Annotated in this window: 19 protein-coding genes and 1 other RNA gene; 12 read left to right on the forward strand and 8 right to left on the reverse strand. The window is 58.5% G+C overall.

Going from position 1 to position 17,894, the window contains the following annotated elements:
* Positions 1–27: 27 nt before the first annotated feature.
* Entirely contained in the window at positions 28–429 is a 402-nt protein-coding gene (locus A1WC_RS20020; protein WP_016160380.1) for a YbgC/FadM family acyl-CoA thioesterase, read from the forward strand.
* A 111-nt stretch (positions 430–540) separates the two neighbouring features.
* On the opposite strand, the gene queC is transcribed toward A1WC_RS20020, so the two are convergent.
* The gene (gene queC / locus A1WC_RS20015; protein WP_008805406.1) at positions 541–1,242 is read right to left on the reverse strand and encodes a 7-cyano-7-deazaguanine synthase QueC; all 702 of its coding nucleotides are present in this window, start codon (positions 1,240–1,242) and stop codon (positions 541–543) included.
* A 66-nt stretch (positions 1,243–1,308) separates the two neighbouring features.
* Positions 1,309–3,009 carry an SgrR family transcriptional regulator gene (locus A1WC_RS20010; RefSeq protein WP_008805407.1) on the reverse strand — a complete coding sequence of 567 codons (1,701 nt, stop codon included), beginning with the start codon at positions 3,007–3,009 and terminating at the stop codon, positions 1,309–1,311.
* A 127-nt stretch (positions 3,010–3,136) separates the two neighbouring features.
* Here A1WC_RS20010 and cof point away from each other — a divergent pair, with 127 nt between their 5' ends.
* Positions 3,137–3,955, forward strand: a complete 819-nt coding sequence (cof, locus tag A1WC_RS20005; RefSeq protein ID WP_016160381.1) for an HMP-PP phosphatase — start codon at positions 3,137–3,139, stop codon at positions 3,953–3,955.
* A 44-nt stretch (positions 3,956–3,999) separates the two neighbouring features.
* Here the strand turns inward: cof and A1WC_RS20000 are convergent, their stop codons facing one another.
* A complete protein-coding gene (locus A1WC_RS20000) occupies positions 4,000–5,052 on the reverse strand; it encodes a PLP-dependent cysteine synthase family protein (RefSeq protein WP_016160382.1) in 1,053 nt (350 codons plus the stop codon).
* Positions 5,053–5,167: 115 nt separating this feature from the next.
* Between A1WC_RS20000 and A1WC_RS19995 the strand changes: the two genes are divergently transcribed.
* The 5 genes from A1WC_RS19995 to amtB all read left to right on the forward strand — a co-directional run bounded on the left by A1WC_RS19995 (position 5,168) and on the right by amtB (position 11,114).
* Positions 5,168–5,626, forward strand: a complete 459-nt coding sequence (locus A1WC_RS19995) for an Lrp/AsnC family transcriptional regulator (RefSeq protein ID WP_008805409.1) — start codon at positions 5,168–5,170, stop codon at positions 5,624–5,626.
* A 42-nt stretch (positions 5,627–5,668) separates the two neighbouring features.
* On the forward strand, positions 5,669–7,441 hold the full coding sequence (locus A1WC_RS19990; RefSeq protein ID WP_008805411.1) for a SmdA family multidrug ABC transporter permease/ATP-binding protein: 1,773 nt from the start codon (positions 5,669–5,671) through the stop codon (positions 7,439–7,441).
* On the forward strand, positions 7,434–9,212 hold the full coding sequence (locus A1WC_RS19985; protein ID WP_008805412.1) for a SmdB family multidrug efflux ABC transporter permease/ATP-binding protein: 1,779 nt from the start codon (positions 7,434–7,436) through the stop codon (positions 9,210–9,212). The genes A1WC_RS19990 and A1WC_RS19985 overlap by 8 nt, the downstream gene beginning before the upstream one ends.
* Positions 9,213–9,455: 243 nt before the next feature.
* Positions 9,456–9,794 carry a P-II family nitrogen regulator gene (gene glnK / locus A1WC_RS19980; protein WP_002891893.1) on the forward strand — a complete coding sequence of 113 codons (339 nt, stop codon included), beginning with the start codon at positions 9,456–9,458 and terminating at the stop codon, positions 9,792–9,794.
* Between the two features lie 33 nt (positions 9,795–9,827).
* On the forward strand, positions 9,828–11,114 hold the full coding sequence (gene amtB, locus A1WC_RS19975) for an ammonium transporter AmtB (protein WP_012542680.1): 1,287 nt from the start codon (positions 9,828–9,830) through the stop codon (positions 11,112–11,114).
* Positions 11,115–11,165: 51 nt separating this feature from the next.
* Here the strand turns inward: amtB and tesB are convergent, their stop codons facing one another.
* Positions 11,166–12,029, reverse strand: a complete 864-nt coding sequence (gene tesB / locus A1WC_RS19970; protein ID WP_008805414.1) for an acyl-CoA thioesterase II — start codon at positions 12,027–12,029, stop codon at positions 11,166–11,168.
* Between the two features lie 221 nt (positions 12,030–12,250).
* On the opposite strand from tesB, the gene A1WC_RS19965 reads away from it, so the two are divergent.
* Positions 12,251–12,742 carry a YbaY family lipoprotein gene (locus A1WC_RS19965; RefSeq protein WP_008805415.1) on the forward strand — a complete coding sequence of 164 codons (492 nt, stop codon included), beginning with the start codon at positions 12,251–12,253 and terminating at the stop codon, positions 12,740–12,742.
* Positions 12,743–12,779: 37 nt separating this feature from the next.
* Here the strand turns inward: A1WC_RS19965 and A1WC_RS19960 are convergent, their stop codons facing one another.
* Both A1WC_RS19960 and A1WC_RS19955 read right to left on the reverse strand, forming a co-directional pair.
* Positions 12,780–13,091: an MGMT family protein gene (locus A1WC_RS19960; RefSeq protein ID WP_008805416.1), complete on the reverse strand. Its 312-nt coding sequence runs from the start codon at positions 13,089–13,091 to the stop codon at positions 12,780–12,782.
* A 68-nt stretch (positions 13,092–13,159) separates the two neighbouring features.
* Positions 13,160–13,567 (reverse strand): hypothetical protein, encoded by a 408-nt coding sequence (locus A1WC_RS19955; protein WP_008805417.1) that lies wholly within the window; start codon positions 13,565–13,567, stop codon positions 13,160–13,162.
* A 241-nt stretch (positions 13,568–13,808) separates the two neighbouring features.
* Here A1WC_RS19955 and ffs point away from each other — a divergent pair.
* The 3 genes from ffs (at position 13,809) to A1WC_RS19945 (ending at position 14,684) form a co-directional block, all read left to right on the forward strand.
* Positions 13,809–13,905: signal recognition particle sRNA small type (gene ffs, locus A1WC_RS25770), an RNA gene on the forward strand.
* A 309-nt stretch (positions 13,906–14,214) separates the two neighbouring features.
* Entirely contained in the window at positions 14,215–14,472 is a 258-nt protein-coding gene (locus A1WC_RS19950; protein ID WP_002891977.1) for a hypothetical protein, read from the forward strand.
* Positions 14,469–14,684: a hypothetical protein gene (locus A1WC_RS19945; protein ID WP_004142688.1), complete on the forward strand. Its 216-nt coding sequence runs from the start codon at positions 14,469–14,471 to the stop codon at positions 14,682–14,684. The genes A1WC_RS19950 and A1WC_RS19945 overlap by 4 nt, the downstream gene beginning before the upstream one ends.
* Positions 14,685–14,818: 134 nt before the next feature.
* On the opposite strand, the gene A1WC_RS19940 is transcribed toward A1WC_RS19945, so the two are convergent.
* Positions 14,819–16,246 (reverse strand): PLP-dependent aminotransferase family protein, encoded by a 1,428-nt coding sequence (locus tag A1WC_RS19940; protein WP_016160383.1) that lies wholly within the window; start codon positions 16,244–16,246, stop codon positions 14,819–14,821.
* 88 nt (positions 16,247–16,334) lie between these two features.
* On the opposite strand from A1WC_RS19940, the gene A1WC_RS19935 reads away from it, so the two are divergent.
* Positions 16,335–16,949 carry a YczE/YyaS/YitT family protein gene (locus tag A1WC_RS19935; RefSeq protein WP_016160384.1) on the forward strand — a complete coding sequence of 205 codons (615 nt, stop codon included), beginning with the start codon at positions 16,335–16,337 and terminating at the stop codon, positions 16,947–16,949.
* 44 nt (positions 16,950–16,993) lie between these two features.
* Here A1WC_RS19935 and A1WC_RS19930 read toward each other — a convergent pair whose 3' ends face one another.
* Positions 16,994–17,839 (reverse strand): nickel/cobalt efflux protein RcnA, encoded by an 846-nt coding sequence (locus tag A1WC_RS19930; protein WP_016160385.1) that lies wholly within the window; start codon positions 17,837–17,839, stop codon positions 16,994–16,996.
* Positions 17,840–17,894 lie beyond the last annotated feature (55 nt).

The raw sequence follows: 17,894 nt of genomic DNA on the forward strand, positions 1-17,894 counted from the left end.
CAACAATAACAGAAAGGCATTAGTGCTATGCAGACACAAATTAAAGTTCGCGGCTATCATCTGGACGTCTACCAGCATGTGAACAACGCACGTTACCTGGAGTTCCTTGAGGAAGCCCGCTGGGACGGCCTGGAAAACAGCCCCGCGTTTCAGTGGATGATGGAGAAAAACATCGCCTTCGTGGTGGTGAATATCAATATTAACTACCGTCGTCCGGCGGTGCTGGGCGATGTGCTGACAGTGAGCAGCAAACTGGAGCAACTCAACGGCAAAAGCGGCACCCTTAGTCAGGTGGTCACCCTCAACCCCAATGGCGAAGTGGTAGCCGATGCGCTGATTACCTTTGTCTGTATCGATTTAAAGACCCAGAAGGCGCTGCCGCTGGAAGGGGTGTTGCGTGAGAAACTTGACCAGATGAACTTGCGCTGACAACCGACGTGCGAGTGACGGGCCCACGGCAGGTGATGAACCCGTAGCCCCGGTAAGCGTCGCGCTACCGGGGAATTTGAGTCAAAGCTCCGGTAAATCGCGCCCCGGAGGCTATGCCTGTGCCAGCCCGGTTTTTTGCTTCATCACCGCCATTACGCCAACCTTGTCCCCCAGATACTGGTTGAGTCCGTTTGCGCGCAGGTTACAGGCGGCGCACTGGCCGCAGCCATCGCCCTTAATGCCGTTGTAGCAGGTGAGGGTTTCCTGGCGCACCAGATCCAGCTGACCCCAGAAGTCGGCAAGCGCCCAGGTCTCGGCTTTATTCAGCCACATCAGCGGCGTCTCAAAGCGAATGTCTTTCGCCATCCCAAGGCTGACGGCGTGGTGCAGCGCTTTGACAAACTCATCGCGACAGTCCGGGTAGCCGGAGAAGTCGGTCTCGCACACGCCGGTGATGATGGCTTCGGCTTTCACCTGATAGGCGTAGATTGCCGTCAGGGTTAAAAACAGAATATTGCGCCCGGGGACAAAGGTGTTGGGAATGCCCTCGGCATCAGGCTGATAGTCCGGTACCGGAATGTTATCGCGGGTCAGGCTGCTGACTGCCAGTTCGTTGAGCAGAGTGACGTCCAGCACTTTATGCGCGACGGCGCCCAGTTTCAGGGCGAGTTCGCGCGCAACGTCGATTTCCGCGCGGTGGCGTTGGCCATAATCAAAAGTGACGCAATGCACTTCATCATACTGTTGCAGAGCCTGCACCAGACAGGTGGTTGAATCTTGTCCTCCGCTGAAGACAACTACGGCGCGTTTCATGGCAATTCCTGACTAAATGAGTAAAGGCGCTATGGTAGCGCCAGACGCGCGCGGCGACCAGCTCTCTCACGTCAACGAGGCCGGCAGCCAGGCGCTGGCGAAGTCAAACCAGCCCCGGGCGTTGAGGCGCAGGCCATTAACCCCCGGTGGCGCGCTGATCCGATAGTTATACTTGAACAGCGGCGTCATGATGGCGTCTTCCATCAGACTGTTGAAGACGTTGCGCAGCGCATCGTTGCGGCTGCGGGCGTCGGGCTGAGACTGCACGGCGTCTAATGTCGCCTGCAGATGGGCATATTGCGCCCCGGTCAGCAAATTAGGCCACAGCATATCGCAGCGCAGCCACTGCTCCAGGGCGTACTCCGGCGCTTCGCCGATCAGTCGGTCGCCCATCATCAGGTCGGCCTGCCCCAGATGCTGACAGCCTTCCCAGTTTTTGGCGTCATGAAAAATGATCGTCAGTTCGCAGCCCAGCAGAGCCAGCCGTTGCCTCAGTTGCTCGGCCATCGCATGAAGCTCGACCGGCAGATGATAGAGCAGAGTGAGCCTGGCCGGCAGCGGCACCGCGTTGTTTTCCGGTCCCTGCGGGATGGACCATCCCGGCAGCACCTCATGGCTTGGCGTAATCAGATCCTCCTCCAGCGGCAGCGTTTCCAGCAGCGACGAGTGATGGATTATCGACACCAGCCGCTGGGCCTGCGTTTTACTAAGACGCGGGCTGTGGCGCAGGGTCAGATAGCAGAAGCCAAGGCTGATACGGTTGCTGACCTGGCGCAGATTGTGGAGCTCTTCGCGATCGCCGATGGTGATCTGCACCGGGTGGCGGCAGCTGGTGCCGAGATCGCGGTCAAAGAGCTGAGGAGTGATCCAGTATTCCACCGCCTGGATCAGCGGATGCTGCAGGTGGTACCGGGGATGGTTCTCCAGGCGGACGAGTTCCGGACTAAACCGCTTCAGGCGGAATGGCCCGCAGCCGATGGCCGGATCGTCGGGATGCGCCAGCACGCTGCAGTAGCTGGCCAGGCGGAACGGCAGCCAGTAGTCAGGACGATGCAGCGTGATGGTGAGACACTGGGCGTGAGTGACATCGATACGGCTGATGCTGGCGAAGAGGGTCCGTAAGGCGGGCAGCTCAAGCAGCAACCGTAACCGCTGCCGTAGCTGTGCGGTTTGCACCGCATCGCCATTGTGCCAGTACAGCGTGGAGCGAATGTAAAAATGCCAGCGCAGGCCGTCCGGTGAGACCTGCCAGTGATGCGCCAGATCGCCGATCGGCATATTGTCGCCTTCATCGAAGCGCGTCAGCCCGGCATAGATCTGCCCGGCCAGATGCTGCTCGGCGCGTCCGGGGAGAAAGCCAGGACGCAGCGGCTCCAGTGGGCGATAGTAAGGAATACGCAGCGTCGGAGTATTGTTTTGCCACTGACCGCCGAGGAAGGGATGGAGCAGGGCTTTCAGCTCCACCGGGGCCAGCTGCGCCAGCTCCAGCGCGTTTTGCTGCTGACCGTTGTTCAGCGCCTGCTCCATCATCTCGTTGCGCAGACTTTCCGGGGTTTTGTGAAATGAGAGCTGTCCGCGTTTGCCGCGCCCAGAGCTGGCCTGCCAGCTTAGCCACCCCGCCTCCTGCGCCTGACGCAGCAGAGTGCGGACGTGGCGTTCGCTACAAAAACAGCGCTCCGCCAGTTCGCCGACGGTCACCTGCTGCGGCGCCCCGGCTGAGGGTTGCCACAATCGCTGGTATTGATTTAAACGGTGTAAGAGTCGCATGGGGGCCGTCATCCACCGGGCCGCTGTAAACCCGGAACAATTAATAATATCTATTCACTATTACTTCCGTATATCCCAGGTGATACTGCAACACAAGCGAAGCCCATCACACATCGGGGAATACACCATGGCAAAACTGGCCGCATTTGATATGGACGGCACCCTGCTGATGCCGGACCATCGTCTCGGCGAGCAAACGCTCACCGCGCTGAAACGGCTGCGGGAACGTAATATCACCCTGACGTTCGCTACCGGTCGCCATGTGCTGGAGATGCACCATGTGATTGGCGAATTTTCCCTGGACGCATTTCTGATCACCGGCAACGGGACGCGCATCCATTCGCTGGAAGGGGAGGAGCTTTATCGCCAGGATCTCGCTCCCGAGGCGGCGGAAGCGGTGCTGCACAGCAAATGGGATACTCAGGCCAGCATGCATGTGTTTAACGATGGCGGCTGGTTCACCGGTCAGGCAAGGCCTGAATTGTTGCAAGCGCATGTCTTCAGCGGCTTTCACTATCAACTGTGCGATCCGAAACGCATGTCGGCGCAGCATGTCACCAAGATCTGTTTTTGCGGCGATCATGACGATCTCCGCCGCCTGCGGATCCAACTGAATGAGACGCTGGGCGATCGCGCGTTTCTCTGCTTCTCGGCGATGGACTGTCTGGAAGTGCTGCCGGTCGGGTGTAATAAAGGTGCGGCGCTGGCGGTGCTCAGCCAGCACTTAGGCTTCACCCTGCAGGAGTGCATGGCGTTTGGCGATGCGATGAATGACCGCGAGATGCTGGGCAGCGTTGGGCGGGGTTTTATCATGGGCAACGCGATGCCGCAGCTGAAAGCCGAGCTGCCGCATCTTCCGGTTATCGGAGACTGCCGGCATCAGGCGGTCTCCCACTTTTTAACGCATTGGCTGGATAATCCTGATCTTCCTTATTCCCCCGAATAGAGAGACCCTTCCGGCAAGCCAGATAGTTTTCTATCTGGCTTTTTTTATCGCCTGCCGACCAGCGCGGCGATCTCCGCCTGCCAGGGCGCGATATCGCCGATATTGGCGGCCACCCACTGCGGGTTGTAATAGGTTTCCAGGTAGCGCTCACCGCTGTCGCACAACAGCGTGACGATGGAACCCGTTCGCCCTTCCTCGCGCATCCGCGCGGCCAGCTGCAATACGCCCCACATATTGGTGCCGGTAGAAGCGCCGACCTTGCGCCCAAGCTGTGTTTCCAGCCACAGGGCGGTGGCCACGCTCGCCGCATCCGGTACGCGCAGCATCTCGTCGACGACGTCGGGAATAAATGACGGTTCGACGCGTGGGCGGCCGATGCCTTCAATTTTGCTGCCGACCGGGCTGCGCAGGGTGGCGTCGCGGGTCTGCCAGTATTCGAGGAAGACCGAATTCTGCGGATCAACGACCATCAGCTGCGTCTCATGGCCCTGGCTGCGAATATAGCGGCCAATGGTTGCCGAGGTGCCGCCGGTGCCGGCGCTCATGACGATCCATGACGGCTGCGGGTGCGGTTCATGGTTCATCTGACGGAAAATACTGTCGGCGATATTGTTATTGCCGCGCCAGTCGGTGGCCCGCTCGGCAAAGGTGAATTGATCCATATAATGGCCGTTCAGCTCGCGGGCCAGCGTTTCGGAAGCATCGTAGATTTCGCAGGCGCTCTGCACAAAATGGCAGCGTCCGCCGTAAAACTCGATCTGTTCGATCTTACGTTTGGCGGTGCAGGAAGGCATCACGGCGATAAACGGCAGCCCCAGCAGGCGGGCGAAGTAGGCCTCCGAAACGGCGGTTGAACCCGAGGAGGATTCAATAATCGGCGTACCTTCTTTGATCCAGCCGTTGCACAGGCCATAGAGAAACAGCGACCTCGCCAGGCGATGTTTAAGGCTGCCGGTAGGGTGGGTGCTTTCATCTTTCAGATACAGGTGGATGCCCGGAAACGCGGGCAGCGCCAGACGGATCAGGTGCGTGTCGGCGGAGCGCTGATAGTCGGCGTTGATTTCGCTAATGGCATGTTTAACCCAGGCGCTATTCATCGTGATTTCCTGTTTGTCATTTTGTGCCTAGCTTAGCGGAAAGCGCAGGAAAAATTGTTGCCATTTAGCCTTTGGATTACCATTATGAGAGCAAAATTTTCTCTTCGGATGCCCTATGCTAGATAAAATTGACCGTAAGCTGCTGGCGCTGCTGCAGGAAGATTGCACCCTCTCTTTGCAGGCGCTGGCCGATGCCGTTAATCTGACCACCACGCCCTGCTGGAAGCGCCTGAAAAGGCTCGAAGATGAAGGTATTTTGCGCGGGCGCGTCGCCTTACTGGATGCCGAAAAGGTGGGGCTGGGCCTGACGGCGTTTGTCCTGATCAAGACTCAGCATCACAGCAGCGACTGGTATGGCCATTTTGTGAGCGAAGTGACGCAGATGGCGGAGGTGCTCGGCTTCTGGCGGATGGCAGGAGAGTATGATTACCTGCTGCGGGTGCAGGTGGCCGATATGAAACGCTATGACGATTTTTATAAACGTTTAGTGAACAGCGTGCCGGGGCTGTCGGATGTCACTTCGAGTTTTGCCATGGAACAGATAAAATATACCACCGCCTTGCCTGTCGAATAACGGTATTGCGCCGTAACCCATTACAAATCAGGATTTTACTGCTTGCGATTATTTGCTCAACTCAGCTGGTACTTCCGCCGGGAGTGGCGCCGCTATCTTGGCGCGATTGCCCTGCTGGCCATTATTGCCGTCCTGCAGCTTATTCCGCCGAAGGTGGTGGGCATTGTGGTGGACGGCGTGACGCAACAACATTACACCGCAGAGAAGGTGTGGATGTGGATCGGCGCGCTGGTGCTGGTCGCGGTAATGGTTTACCTGCTGCGCTATGTCTGGCGCGTGCTGCTGTTCGGCGCCTCTTACCAGCTGGCGGTCGAACTGCGGGAAGATTTTTACCGGCAACTGAGCCGCCAGCATCCGGCATTCTATTTGCGCCATCGCACTGGCGATCTGATCGCCCGCGCCACCAACGATGTTGACCGGGTGGTATTTGCCGCCGGTGAAGGGGTGTTAACCCTGGTGGATTCGATGGTGATGGGCTGTGCGGTATTGATTGTGATGTCGACGCAGATTAGCTGGCAGCTCACCCTGCTGGCGCTGTTGCCGATGCCGCTGATGGCGCTGGCGATCAAACGCAACGGCGATGCGCTTCACGAACGTTTTCGCGTGGCCCAGGCGGCCTTTTCCAGCCTTAACGATCGCACACAGGAGAGCCTGACCAGCATCCGCATGATTAAGGCTTTTGGGCTGGAGGATCGCCAGTCGGCGCAGTTTGCCGCCGATGCCGCCGATACCGGCGCGAAAAATATGCGCGTGGCACGCATTGACGCGCGTTTCGACCCCACCATCTATATCGCCATTGGGGCCGCTAACCTGCTGGCTATCGGCGGCGGCAGCTGGATGGTGATCCACGGCAGCCTGACGCTGGGCCAGCTGACCAGCTTTGTGATGTATCTTGGCCTGATGATCTGGCCGATGCTGGCGCTGGCGTGGATGTTTAACATTGTTGAGCGCGGTAGCGCGGCCTATGGCCGTATCCGCACGATGCTCGAAGAGGCGCCAGCGGTGGACGACGGTACTGAAGCAGTGCCGGCAGGCCGCGGTGTCCTGCAGGTTGCCATCCGCAACTTCATCTATCCGCAGGCGAGTAAACCTTCGCTGGAGCAGGTTAATTTTACCCTCCAGCCGGGGCAAATGCTGGGTATCTGCGGGCCGACGGGCGCCGGTAAAAGTACCATTCTGGCGCTGCTGCAACGTCATTTTGACGTCACCAGCGGCGAGATCCGCTTTCACGATCTGCCGCTGCCGCGTCTGCAGCTCGACAGCTGGCGCGCCCGGCTGGCGGTGGTCAATCAGACGCCATTTTTATTCTCCGACACCGTCGCCAATAATATCGCGCTGGGCAAACCGGATGCGACACCGGCGCAGATTGAACGCGTGGCACGGCTGGCCAGCGTGCATGACGACATTCTGCGCCTGCCCCAGGGGTACGATACCGAGGTGGGCGAGCGCGGCGTGATGCTCTCCGGCGGCCAGAAACAACGCATCTCGATTGCCCGCGCTCTGCTGCTGGAGGCTGAAATTTTGATCCTTGATGATGCTTTGTCGGCGGTAGATGGCCGTACGGAGCACCAGATCCTGCACAACCTGCGCCAGTGGGGGGAGGGGCGGACGGTGATTATCAGCGCCCACCGGCTGTCGGCGCTGACCGAGGCCAGTGAAATTCTGGTGTTACAGCATGGGCATATTGCCCAGCGTGGCCGCCATGAGGCGCTGGCCGTGCAGCCAGGCTGGTACCGCGACATGTATCGTTACCAGCAGCTGGAAGCCGCGCTTGACGAGGTTCCGCAGGCGCAAGAGGAGGCCCTGGATGCGTAGCTTTACCGAACTCTGGCCGACGCTTAAACGCCTGCTGGCCTATGGTTCTCCCTGGCGTAAGCCGCTGGCCATTGCGGTGGGGATGATGTGGATCGCGGCGGCGGCGGAAGTGAGCGGCCCGCTGCTCATCAGCTATTTCATCGATAATATGGTGGCGAAGCATACGCTCCCGCTGAAGCTGGTGGCGGGCCTGGCGGTAGCCTATATCGGCCTGCAGCTGCTGGCGGCATTACTGCACTATAACCAGTCGCTGCTGTTTAACCGCGCCGCGGTCGGCGTCGTCCAGCAGTTGCGTAGCGATGTAATGGATGCCGCCCTGCATCAGCCTCTCAGCGAGTTTGATACCCAGCCGGTTGGGCAGCTTATCTCGCGGGTGACCAACGATACGGAAGTCATTCGCGATCTGTACGTGACGGTGGTGGCGACGGTGCTGCGCAGCGCGGCGCTGATCGGCGCGATGCTGGTGGCGATGTTTAGCCTCGACTGGCGGATGGCGCTGGTGGCGATCGCGATCTTCCCGGCGGTGCTGATCGTGATGATCATCTATCAGCGCTATAGCACGCCGATCGTGCGCCGGGTGCGCGCCTGGCTTGCTGATATCAACGATGGTTTCAACGAAGTGATCAACGGCATGGGGGTGATCCAGCAGTTCCGCCAGCAGGCGCGCTTTGGCGAACGGATGCGCGAGGCCAGCTATGCCCACTATCTGGCGCGGATGCAGACGTTGCGCCTCGACGGTTTTCTGCTGCGCCCGCTGCTGAGCCTTTTTTCCTCGCTGGTGCTGTGCGGGCTGCTGATGCTGTTTGGCTTTAGCGCGGTGGGCACGATCGAGGTCGGGGTCCTGTACGCGTTTATCAGCTATCTCGGACGCCTTAACGAGCCGCTTATTGAGCTGACCACCCAGCAGTCGATGCTGCAGCAGGCGGTGGTCGCCGGCGAACGCGTTTTTGAGCTGATGGATCGCCCGCGCCAGGCGTGGGGCTCGGATGACGCGCCGCTGAGCAGCGGCCGGGTGGAAATTGACCATCTCTCCTTTGCCTACCGGGGGGATCGACTGGTCCTGCAGGATATCAGTCTGGATATTCCCTCCCGCAGCTTCGTGGCGCTGGTCGGGCATACCGGCAGCGGGAAGAGTACTCTCGCGAGTCTGATGATGGGCTATTACCCGTTAACCCACGGGGAGATCCGCATCGATGGCCGGCCGCTTGCTTCCCTCAGCCACAGCGCGTTGCGTCGGGGCATCGCGATGGTGCAACAGGATCCGGTGGTGCTGGCGGATACCTTCTACGCCAACGTCGCGCTGGGTCGGGATATCAGTGAGACGCAGGTCTGGGAAGCGCTGGAGGCGGTGCAACTGGCGGAGGTGGCGCGCAGCATGAGCGATGGCCTGTACACTCAGCTGGGCGAGCAGGGCAATAACCTCTCCGTTGGGCAGAAACAGCTGTTGGCGCTGGCGCGCGTGCTGGTGGAGACCCCGCAGGTATTGATTCTGGATGAGGCGACGGCAAACATCGACTCCGGCACCGAGCAGGCGATCCAGCAGGCGCTGGCGAAAGTCCGCCAGCATACCACCCTCGTGGTTATCGCCCATCGACTGTCAACCATCGTTGAGGCCGATACCATCCTGGTGCTGCATCGCGGTCAGGCTGTCGAGCGGGGCACCCATCAGCAGCTGCTGGCGGCGAAAGGTCGTTACTGGCAGATGTATCAGCTGCAGCTGGCTGGCGAAGAGCTGGCGGCCAGCGCCCGGGAAGAGTCGCTCAGCGCCTGATGCACCACCAGCAGGCAGCGAAGAAAGCGTGGCCTGCCGTGGTGCAAAAACGTTACATCAAATGCACTGTTGTGGTGCATTTTTGCGCTGCAAACGCGTTTCAGCAGGCAATTGTCTGACCTGTCCCCTGTTTTTTACCATCAAAGGGCCGCTCTGCGGCCTTTTTTCATTTCTGGCATAGCCCTTGCTTTATATCCATCGTGTTAGCTGCGGCCATTACCGAATACTGCCTGGAGGGGACTTATGAAGCTGGTTACCGTGGTAATCAAACCATTCAAACTGGAAGACGTGCGTGAAGCCTTGTCTTCCATCGGCATTCAGGGCCTGACGGTCACTGAAGTCAAGGGCTTTGGCCGTCAGAAAGGTCATGCGGAGCTCTACCGCGGCGCCGAGTATAGCGTCAACTTTCTGCCAAAAGTGAAGATTGATGTGGCGATTGCCGACGATCAGCTGGATGAAGTCATCGATGTGATCAGCAAAGCGGCTTACACCGGAAAAATTGGCGACGGCAAAATTTTTGTCGCTGAATTGCAGCGCGTCATTCGCATCCGTACCGGCGAAGCTGACGAAGCGGCACTGTAATTTCCAGACCACACAGTGATGGGGAACGAAACAATGAAAATGGCAACAATGAAATCGGGTCTGGGGGCATTAGCCCTTCTTCCGGGACTGGCAATGGCCGCGCCCGCAGTGGCGGACAAAGCCGATAACGCGTTTATGATGATTTGCACCGCGCTGGTTCTGTTTATGACCATCCCGGGGATCGCGCTGTTTTACGGCGGCCTGATCCGCGGCAAAAACGTCCTTTCCATGCTGACTCAGGTAATTGTGACCTTTGGCCTGGTCTGCGTATTGTGGGTGATTTATGGCTATACCCTGGCCTTCGGCACCGGCGGCAGTTTCTTCGGTAGCTTTGACTGGGTGATGCTGAAAAATATTGAACTGAAAGCGCTAATGGGCACCTTCTATCAGTACATCCACGTGGCCTTCCAGGGATCGTTCGCCTGTATCACCGTCGGGCTGATCGTGGGGGCGCTGGCTGAGCGTATTCGCTTCTCCGCCGTGCTGATTTTCGTGGTGGTGTGGATGACGCTCTCTTATGTTCCGATTGCGCACATGGTCTGGGGCGGCGGTCTGCTGGCGACCCACGGCGCGCTGGACTTCGCGGGCGGCACCGTTGTACACATCAACGCCGCGGTTGCCGGGCTGGTGGGTGCGTACATGATGGGCAAACGTGTGGGCTTCGGCAAAGAAGCGTTCAAACCGCACAATCTGCCGATGGTGTTCACCGGAACCGCCATCCTCTACGTGGGCTGGTTCGGCTTCAACGCCGGCTCCGCCAGCGCAGCGAACGAAATTGCCGCATTGGCTTTCGTCAACACCGTCGTCGCCACAGCGGCTGCCATCCTGGCGTGGACCTTTGGTGAATGGGCTCTGCGCGGCAAACCTTCACTGCTGGGCGCCTGCTCCGGGGCGATTGCCGGTCTGGTTGGCGTCACACCAGCCTGTGGGTATATCGGTGTCGGTGGGGCGTTGATTGTGGGTATCGCATCTGGTCTGGCGGGCATCTGGGGCGTAACGGCGCTGAAACGCTGGCTGCGTGTTGATGACCCTTGCGACGTCTTCGGTGTCCACGGCGTCTGCGGCATCGTCGGCTGTATCCTGACCGGTATCTTCGCGGCCACCTCTCTGGGCGGCGTGGGTTATGCAGAAGGCGTCACCATGGGCCATCAGCTGCTGGTGCAACTCGAGAGTATCGCCATCACCATCGTCTGGTCGGGCGTTGTCGCTTTCATTGGCTACAAAGTGGCGGACATGACCGTGGGGCTGCGCGTACCAGAAGAGCAGGAGCGCGAAGGACTGGACGTCAACAGCCATGGCGAAAACGCCTACAACGCCTGATAGAAAACCCTTCTCCCTGTAGCAAAAAGCCTCCCGTCAGGGAGGCTTTTTTTATGCGTTGCGGTTACGCATCACCCCTTCCTGGACCGTTGAAGCCACCAGCGTTCCATCCTGAGTGTAGAACTCGCCGCGGACGAAGCCACGGGCGCTGGAGGCCGAGGTGCTTTCAACGCTGTATAACAGCCATTCATTGATATTAAACGGCCGGTGGAACCACATTGAGTGGTCGATAGTGGCGACCTGCATGCCAGGCTCAAGGAAGCCGACGCCGTGCGGCTGCAGCGCCACCGGCAGGAAATTAAAGTCCGAGGCATAGCCCAGCAGATATTGATGAATGCGCAGATCGTCGGGAACAGCGCCATTGGCGCGCAGCCACACCTGTCGCACCGGTTCAGCAATATGGCCTTTCATCGGGTTATGAAATTCGACCGGGCGGATCTCCAGCGGTTTATCACAGAGGAATTTATCTTTTACCTGCGGCGGCAGAAGGTGTGCCAGCTTGCGGGCGATATCGGTTTCCGAGTGCAGGCCGTCAGGAGAGGGGGCCGGCGGCATCGCTTTCTGATGCTCATAGCCGTGCTCTGGCGCCTGGAATGAGGCGGTCATATAGAAGATCGGCTTCCCGTTCTGAATGGCGGCCACTCGCCGGGCGCTAAAGCTGTTGCCGTCGCGCAGTACTTCCACATCGTAGACGATCGGTTTCTGGCTGTCGCCGGGGCGCAGAAAGTAGCTGTGAAACGAATGTACCAGACGTTCAACGGGCACGGTCTCTTTTGCCGCATACAGCGCCTGGCCCACCACCTGGCCGCCAAAAACCTGGCGCAATCCCAGGTCTTCGCTCTGTCCGCGGAATAACCCTTCCTCAATTTTTTCCAGATCTAATAATGCCAGCAGGTTAGAGAGTGCCTGACTCATACTTATCCTCAATTAATGATAGCGGCGCAGCGCGGTGCGCGTGATGTGGCAAAGTATAACCTGGAATCGCAAGTGGTCCGATGGGTGTAATAATCTGAATAACGAGGGGGCAACAGGAACAAATCTGAGATCTGTGCCACACTTATTGACGACACGAAAGTTCCTGCCGGCGAAGCGGCGGAACATCCTCCTGGGTATTAAGGGATGATAAGGAGAACATCATGAAATTTGCCTATATGTTTAGTGCCTTAGCCGTCGCCGCGACGCTAACCGCCTGTGCTAATCACCACTCTACCAGTTCTTCGACTCAGGCAGCCGCGCCCGACCCTTATGGCATCGCGACGCTGAGCGTGGCACAGCAGCAGCCGAGCGTTACGGGGACGATTAATATCCGCCAGAGAATCGCTTTACCGCCGGATGCGGTACTGACGGTGACCCTGTCGGATGCTTCTCTGGCAGATGCGCCAGCCCGCGTGTTGTCGCAAAAAGCGGTGCGTACCGAAGGCAAACAGGCGCCATTTAACTTTGCCCTGCCTTACAATCCGGCAGACATTCAGCCGAACGCCCGTATTCTGCTGAGTGCCGCGATCGCGGTGAACGGCCAGCTAATGTTCATTACCGATACCGTGCAGACGGTGATAAACCAGGGTGGGACGCATGCCGACCTGACGCTGGTTCCGGTCACGCAGACCGCCGTCCCCGTTGCGCAATAAGCTCGCCGAGCCCCCTGACGGGGGCTTTTTTTTGTCTTCAGTAAACCCAGCGATAATGCTGGAGATCGATATGGCCGCTGCCGGAGACCTGAACCCCTTCGGCCAGCAACGCCTGGCGCTGTCGCTGAAGATCGGGCCCGGTGAGGGAGATATCGCCATGGCGATTGACCACCCGATGCCAGGGCAGGGTTGACCCTTCCGGCAGGCGCTTCAGTACGCCACCTACCTGGCGCGCGGCGCGCGGTGAACCGGCCAGGCGGGCGACATCGCCGTAGGTGGCGACATAGCCTTCCGGTATCGACGCCACGATATGCCAGACGCGTTGGGGGAATGTGTCGTGCGGATCCATGTTCAGCCCTGTTAACCGGAAAACGCCAGCATAAGCGCTGAGGCGCAGGCTGTACAGCCTGCCTCGGTTCAGGCGGGTTGTTCGACAGTGAAGGTTAGGGCCAGGCCGAGGATCTGCATGCCATGGACATTGTCAGACGGTGAACTGGCGATGAGGCTCTCGAGAAATTTCAACCGCTGCGAAGTGGCGTTAATGATCAGTTTCGCGCGCAGGCCTGGCATGGTCAGCGACGAAATGGGGTACACCACCCGGCCGCTGATGTAGACGGGCAGTTTGCGCAGTTCCACCTGACGCAGCACGCCGACGGTGGAATAGAGCAGCGCCAGCGGCGTGACCGCCCGCACGGGGGTCTGGCTGATGGTCGCGAAGTCGAGCATTTTTTCCGGGCGCAGATAGTTCACGCCATGAAAGGCGATGGTCATCCCTTCAATAGCGGGTAAAGGCAGAGTGATGGTCTGTGGTGATGAGTCAGTCATTCGATTACCGTCGAGACAAGGTGCTGATGATTAAAGGTGACGCAAGAGGGCTAAGTATGGTGGATAACCCGGCAATGTGCTGAGCGCGCGCTCCCAATCTCACAGCCTGGCCGTGAGTTGTTGGTTTTATTGGCGTATTGTGCAATAAACCAGCAGGCGATCGGGGTGAGCTTGCAATTCACCAGGTCAGCAGGGATAATGCGCCAGCGCGTTGGGTAACTAACGCTCTCAATGGGGGCTCTGTTGGTTCTCCCGCAACGCTACTCTGTTTACCAGGTCAGGTCCGGAAGGAAGCAGCCAGAGCAGACGACGTGTGTGCCGGGATGTAGCTGGCAGGGCCCCCACCCATTTCGCCCTCCTGATATCTCCCTTGTATTTGTCCGGTCTTTATCCCTGCTATAATTAATATCTGATACGGATCACATATTATTTTTTGTTGCTAAAACAACCCGTTTTTATTCCATAATATTTACTTGTCATAAATCTGAAATGCTACTGAAATATTAATGTCATTTGCATGTCATAAATAAAAGGCATCTTATTGATGGGAATTTGTTGCCAGAGCCATGCTATAAAATATATCTCTGGATCAGCATGTTAACTTCGTGTATTAATTATGATGATTTTATTGCACGGGAAGCGTAGCTATGACCACAGTGGTTTTGAATGTAAAAATTGACGCCGAGTTAAAAGAGAAGCTGCGTCATTATGCGGAAGTGAATAACGAGAACCTGGGAACGGCAACGGAAAAGCTGCTGCAGCTGGCTTTTCAGCTGGAGGAGTCAGCAGGTGAGGCGGGGGTGACGGAAGAGGACATTGACAGCCAGCATACCGAAGAGGAAGCGACCCCATTAACCCCTAAAGAAATCAAAGCATTAAGAAAACTTCTGAAGAAGAAAAAATGAAACAACAATTCTCTACAGCCAGCAACTATAGCGAAGCCTGCGATATGTTGCGCTCAGGATACGTAAAACACGTGCGCCTGAACTGGAATATCGGTAGTGATGAGTTCTTTCGCATTGCCTCCGACTGGTGTGACACCGGCGCTAAAATTAAAAAAGATGAAGATGGCTTTATTATTTCCCTGAAAGGGTTTCCTATTCCGCGCCAGCATTAATGAAATTGCCTTATTTCTGTCACCGGGATGCCATAACCAGAGGGCAGGATACTCAGGCAATTTTATAAAAACATCTCATATACCTCATGGATGATGGTCATTTGACGGGCTGATGCCAGCCCGTCGATATTTTCTTATATTATTTTCCGCAAACGCGTATTTTCCTTCTGTTCTGCAAGGCTTTGCCACAGCGGTTGTAGCGTGGAGAAGGCCTGGCGCAATGCTTCGTCTGGCAGTGTAAATGGCAGACGCAAATAGCGATCAAAGGCTCCCTCAAGACCAAAGCGCGTGCCGGTGCCGATATGGATCCCCTGACTTTCCGCGCGCGCAGAGAACAGCGTGGCCAGCATGTCAGGGAGTTCCACCCAAAAAGAGAGCCCACCTTCCGGCGGTGAAAATCGCCAGCGGGGAAAATACTCCGCCATTAACGTTTCGCACATGTCCCGGCGCGCCTTCAGCATTTCCCGCCGCGGCGGTAGCAGCGTGGCGGCATTGGCCAGCAGCCAGCTGCAGGCCAGTTGCTCCAGCAGCGGCGTACCCAAATCCAGGGAATCGCGGGCCTGAATAAGGGAGGCGATGGTTTGCGCACTGGCGCGGATCCAGCCGATGCGCAGTCCCCCCCAGAAACTTTTCCCGGCTGAGCCAATGGTGATCACCGCAGCATCGGGATTAAAGCAGGCCAGCGGTAGAGGAGGTTGCGCGTTATACCACAGATCAACCATGGTCTCGTCGATCACCAGAGTCGTCCGCGTTCTGGCGGCGATATCCGCGACCCGCTGGCGGGTGGGAGCATCCATACAGCGCCCGGTGGGATTGTGAAAATCCGGCATCAGCCACGCCAGACGCGGCGCGGTCTGCGCAATAGTCGCCGCGAGTCCATCACAGTCCCATCCCTGCTGTGGAAGCGCGACGCCGACCGGGCGGCAGGAGGCGCCCTGAATGGCGCTAATCGCCATCGGATAGGTGGGGGCGTCGATGACCACCCGGTCACCCGGGCCGGTAAACAGGCGGAGGATCAATGCGAAGGCGCTGAGGGCGCCGTTGACCACCATCACTTCATCGGGCCGCGTCGGCAGACCGCGTTCGCTGTAGCGACGGGCAATCGCCTCCCGCAGTACCGGCAGCCCTTGTTGATCGTAGCCGGTCTGGCCCAGGTAGGGCGGCAGCAGCGTCATGGCATGCTGGAAGGCCTGATGGACTTCCGGTCCGGCGCTGAGGGCGGCGGTAGAGAGATTCAGCGAGGAGGGGATGCCTGAGGGCGGCGGCAGGTCGGCGGGACGCTCTGGCAAGACAATGCGCGAACCGCTTCCCTGACGGCTGTAGAGAAAACCCTCCTCCCGTAACTGGCCGAGCGCGCTGGCGATGGTGGTCCGGCTGACGTTCAGCGCCGCCGCCAGCTCGCGCTCGCCTGGCAGGCGCGTTTGCAGCGTCAGGCGACCGTCGAGGATCAGCAGGCGGAGCGCTTCCGCTAGCTGACGCCATAGCGGCGTGCGTGAAGTGGACTCCTGCCAGTTGCCGAGCAGGCGTACCAGCGATTGTGTTCCAAAGCGTCGGGTTGACATAGCGATCCACTTTTCCAAAACTGGCCATTAATTATCAGTCCATTTTTGCTGATGATAAGGGCATTCGCAATGATGTAGAGGAAAAAATATGCTTCGTCGCCTGCTGCAGTTATATATCGGCCTGGTACTTTATGGCGTGTCCACGGCGCTCTTCGTGCATGCCAATCTTGGCGCCGATCCGTGGGATGTTTTCCATCTCGGGGTGGCTAAACAGCTGGGTATCAGTTTCGGTACGGTGATTATCCTGACCGGCGCGGCGGTGCTGCTGCTGTGGATCCCGATCCGGCAAATGCCGGGGCTCGGCACGGTGAGCAACGTTATCGTGCTGGGGCTGGCGGCGGATGCCACGCTGGCCGTCCTGCCGCCGCTGGAGTCGCTGGTGGCTCGCAGTGTGCTGCTGGTGGGGGCGATTGTGCTGAATGCTATCGCCACCGGGATGTATATCGGCGCGGGCTTTGGCCCCGGGCCGCGTGATGGCCTGATGACTGGTCTGCACGCTCGTACCGGCTGGTCATTACGCGGTATCCGTACGGCTATTGAGCTTGCCGTGCTGGTGATTGGCTGGCTGCTGGGCGGTAAGTTTGGCGTCGGCACCGTGATTTACGCGCTGTCGATTGGGCCGCTGATCCAGCTGTGCCTGCCGTGGTTTCGCCAGCCCGTCAGCCGCAAAGCGGTCAGCACTCCGCAGGAGATAGTCTCCTGAATTAACGACTCGCCCTCTCTATCCGCAAGAGGGCGAGCCGACGCTTACAGGCCGCTCAGGCCGTGAACCATCATGTAGATCCCCACCACGATAATCAGTAAACCTGAGAACCAGGGCGCCTTGCGCGAGACATCGTTAAGCCAGGGCCAGCGGCGGGTGGCCTGTTTAATACTCAGCGCGGCGATAGCCCCGGAAGCCACCAGCGTCAGCGCCAGACCAACGCTAAAGCCCAGTACCAGCGTGGCGCCAAGCGAAAATTTCTTCAGCTGTAAACAGATAAGCAGCACAGTAATGGACGCCGGACAGGGGATCAGCCCGCCGGTCAGGCCAAACAGTACGATCTGCCCGGTCGTCACCTGGCGGCCATCAAAGCGCCGGTTGATTTCCTGAGCATGAGCCCGCTGATGCGCGTCCTGCCACTCCTCCGCCACCAGCGGCGCGGCGGATGAGGACGCATGGTGATGGTCATGGTGGTGATCATGTTCATGGTGGTGATCATGTTCGTGATGGTGCTCATGTTCATGGTGGTGATCATGGTGCGTGTGGGGCTGCGATTCGCGCCAGGTGCGCCAGAGCATCCAGCAGGCAATCAGTACAATCGCTATCCCCGAGATCAGTTGAAACCAGGGTTCGGAGGTCTGCGCGTTCCAGCCGCGGCCAAACCACAGGCCGGCCATGGCGATCAGCCAGACGACTGCCGTATGGGAAACCGTCGCCGCCAGCCCCAGCAGCACCGCCTGTTTTAACGTTCCCCGTACCGCCACGATAAAGGCGGCCATCATGGTTTTTGAATGGCCCGGTTCAAGGCCGTGCAGGGCACCGAGCAGTATCGCGCTGGGAATAAACAGCCAGGCATTACCTTGCTGCAGAAGGGAAGTGAAATCGTTCATATCGGGATCCTTGCCAAAAGTGCGTTTATCCTACTCCCCCCCAGTAGTAAAATAC

It is taken from the genome of Klebsiella sp. KTE92, from assembly GCF_000398905.1.
GTDB lineage: Bacteria > Pseudomonadota > Gammaproteobacteria > Enterobacterales > Enterobacteriaceae > Klebsiella > Klebsiella variicola.

Bases quoted from the DNA above. Each gene is read 5' to 3' on its own strand.
- A1WC_RS20020 (WP_016160380.1), top strand. From the start codon at position 28: ATGCAGACACAAATTAAAGTTCGCGGCTATCATCTGGACGTCTACCAG.
- queC (WP_008805406.1), bottom strand. From the start codon at position 1,242: ATGAAACGCGCCGTAGTTGTCTTCAGCGGAGGACAAGATTCAACCACC.
- A1WC_RS20010 (WP_008805407.1), bottom strand. From the start codon at position 3,009: ATGCGACTCTTACACCGTTTAAATCAATACCAGCGATTGTGGCAACCC.
- cof (WP_016160381.1), top strand. From the start codon at position 3,137: ATGGCAAAACTGGCCGCATTTGATATGGACGGCACCCTGCTGATGCCG.
- A1WC_RS20000 (WP_016160382.1), bottom strand. From the start codon at position 5,052: ATGAATAGCGCCTGGGTTAAACATGCCATTAGCGAAATCAACGCCGAC.
- A1WC_RS19995 (WP_008805409.1), top strand. From the start codon at position 5,168: ATGCTAGATAAAATTGACCGTAAGCTGCTGGCGCTGCTGCAGGAAGAT.
- A1WC_RS19985 (WP_008805412.1), top strand. From the start codon at position 7,434: ATGCGTAGCTTTACCGAACTCTGGCCGACGCTTAAACGCCTGCTGGCC.
- glnK (WP_002891893.1), top strand. From the start codon at position 9,456: ATGAAGCTGGTTACCGTGGTAATCAAACCATTCAAACTGGAAGACGTG.
- amtB (WP_012542680.1), top strand. From the start codon at position 9,828: ATGAAAATGGCAACAATGAAATCGGGTCTGGGGGCATTAGCCCTTCTT.
- tesB (WP_008805414.1), bottom strand. From the start codon at position 12,029: ATGAGTCAGGCACTCTCTAACCTGCTGGCATTATTAGATCTGGAAAAA.
- A1WC_RS19965 (WP_008805415.1), top strand. From the start codon at position 12,251: ATGAAATTTGCCTATATGTTTAGTGCCTTAGCCGTCGCCGCGACGCTA.
- A1WC_RS19960 (WP_008805416.1), bottom strand. From the start codon at position 13,091: ATGGATCCGCACGACACATTCCCCCAACGCGTCTGGCATATCGTGGCG.
- A1WC_RS19955 (WP_008805417.1), bottom strand. From the start codon at position 13,567: ATGACTGACTCATCACCACAGACCATCACTCTGCCTTTACCCGCTATT.
- A1WC_RS19950 (WP_002891977.1), top strand. From the start codon at position 14,215: ATGACCACAGTGGTTTTGAATGTAAAAATTGACGCCGAGTTAAAAGAG.
- A1WC_RS19945 (WP_004142688.1), top strand. From the start codon at position 14,469: ATGAAACAACAATTCTCTACAGCCAGCAACTATAGCGAAGCCTGCGAT.
- A1WC_RS19940 (WP_016160383.1), bottom strand. From the start codon at position 16,246: ATGTCAACCCGACGCTTTGGAACACAATCGCTGGTACGCCTGCTCGGC.
- A1WC_RS19935 (WP_016160384.1), top strand. From the start codon at position 16,335: ATGCTTCGTCGCCTGCTGCAGTTATATATCGGCCTGGTACTTTATGGC.
- A1WC_RS19930 (WP_016160385.1), bottom strand. From the start codon at position 17,839: ATGAACGATTTCACTTCCCTTCTGCAGCAAGGTAATGCCTGGCTGTTT.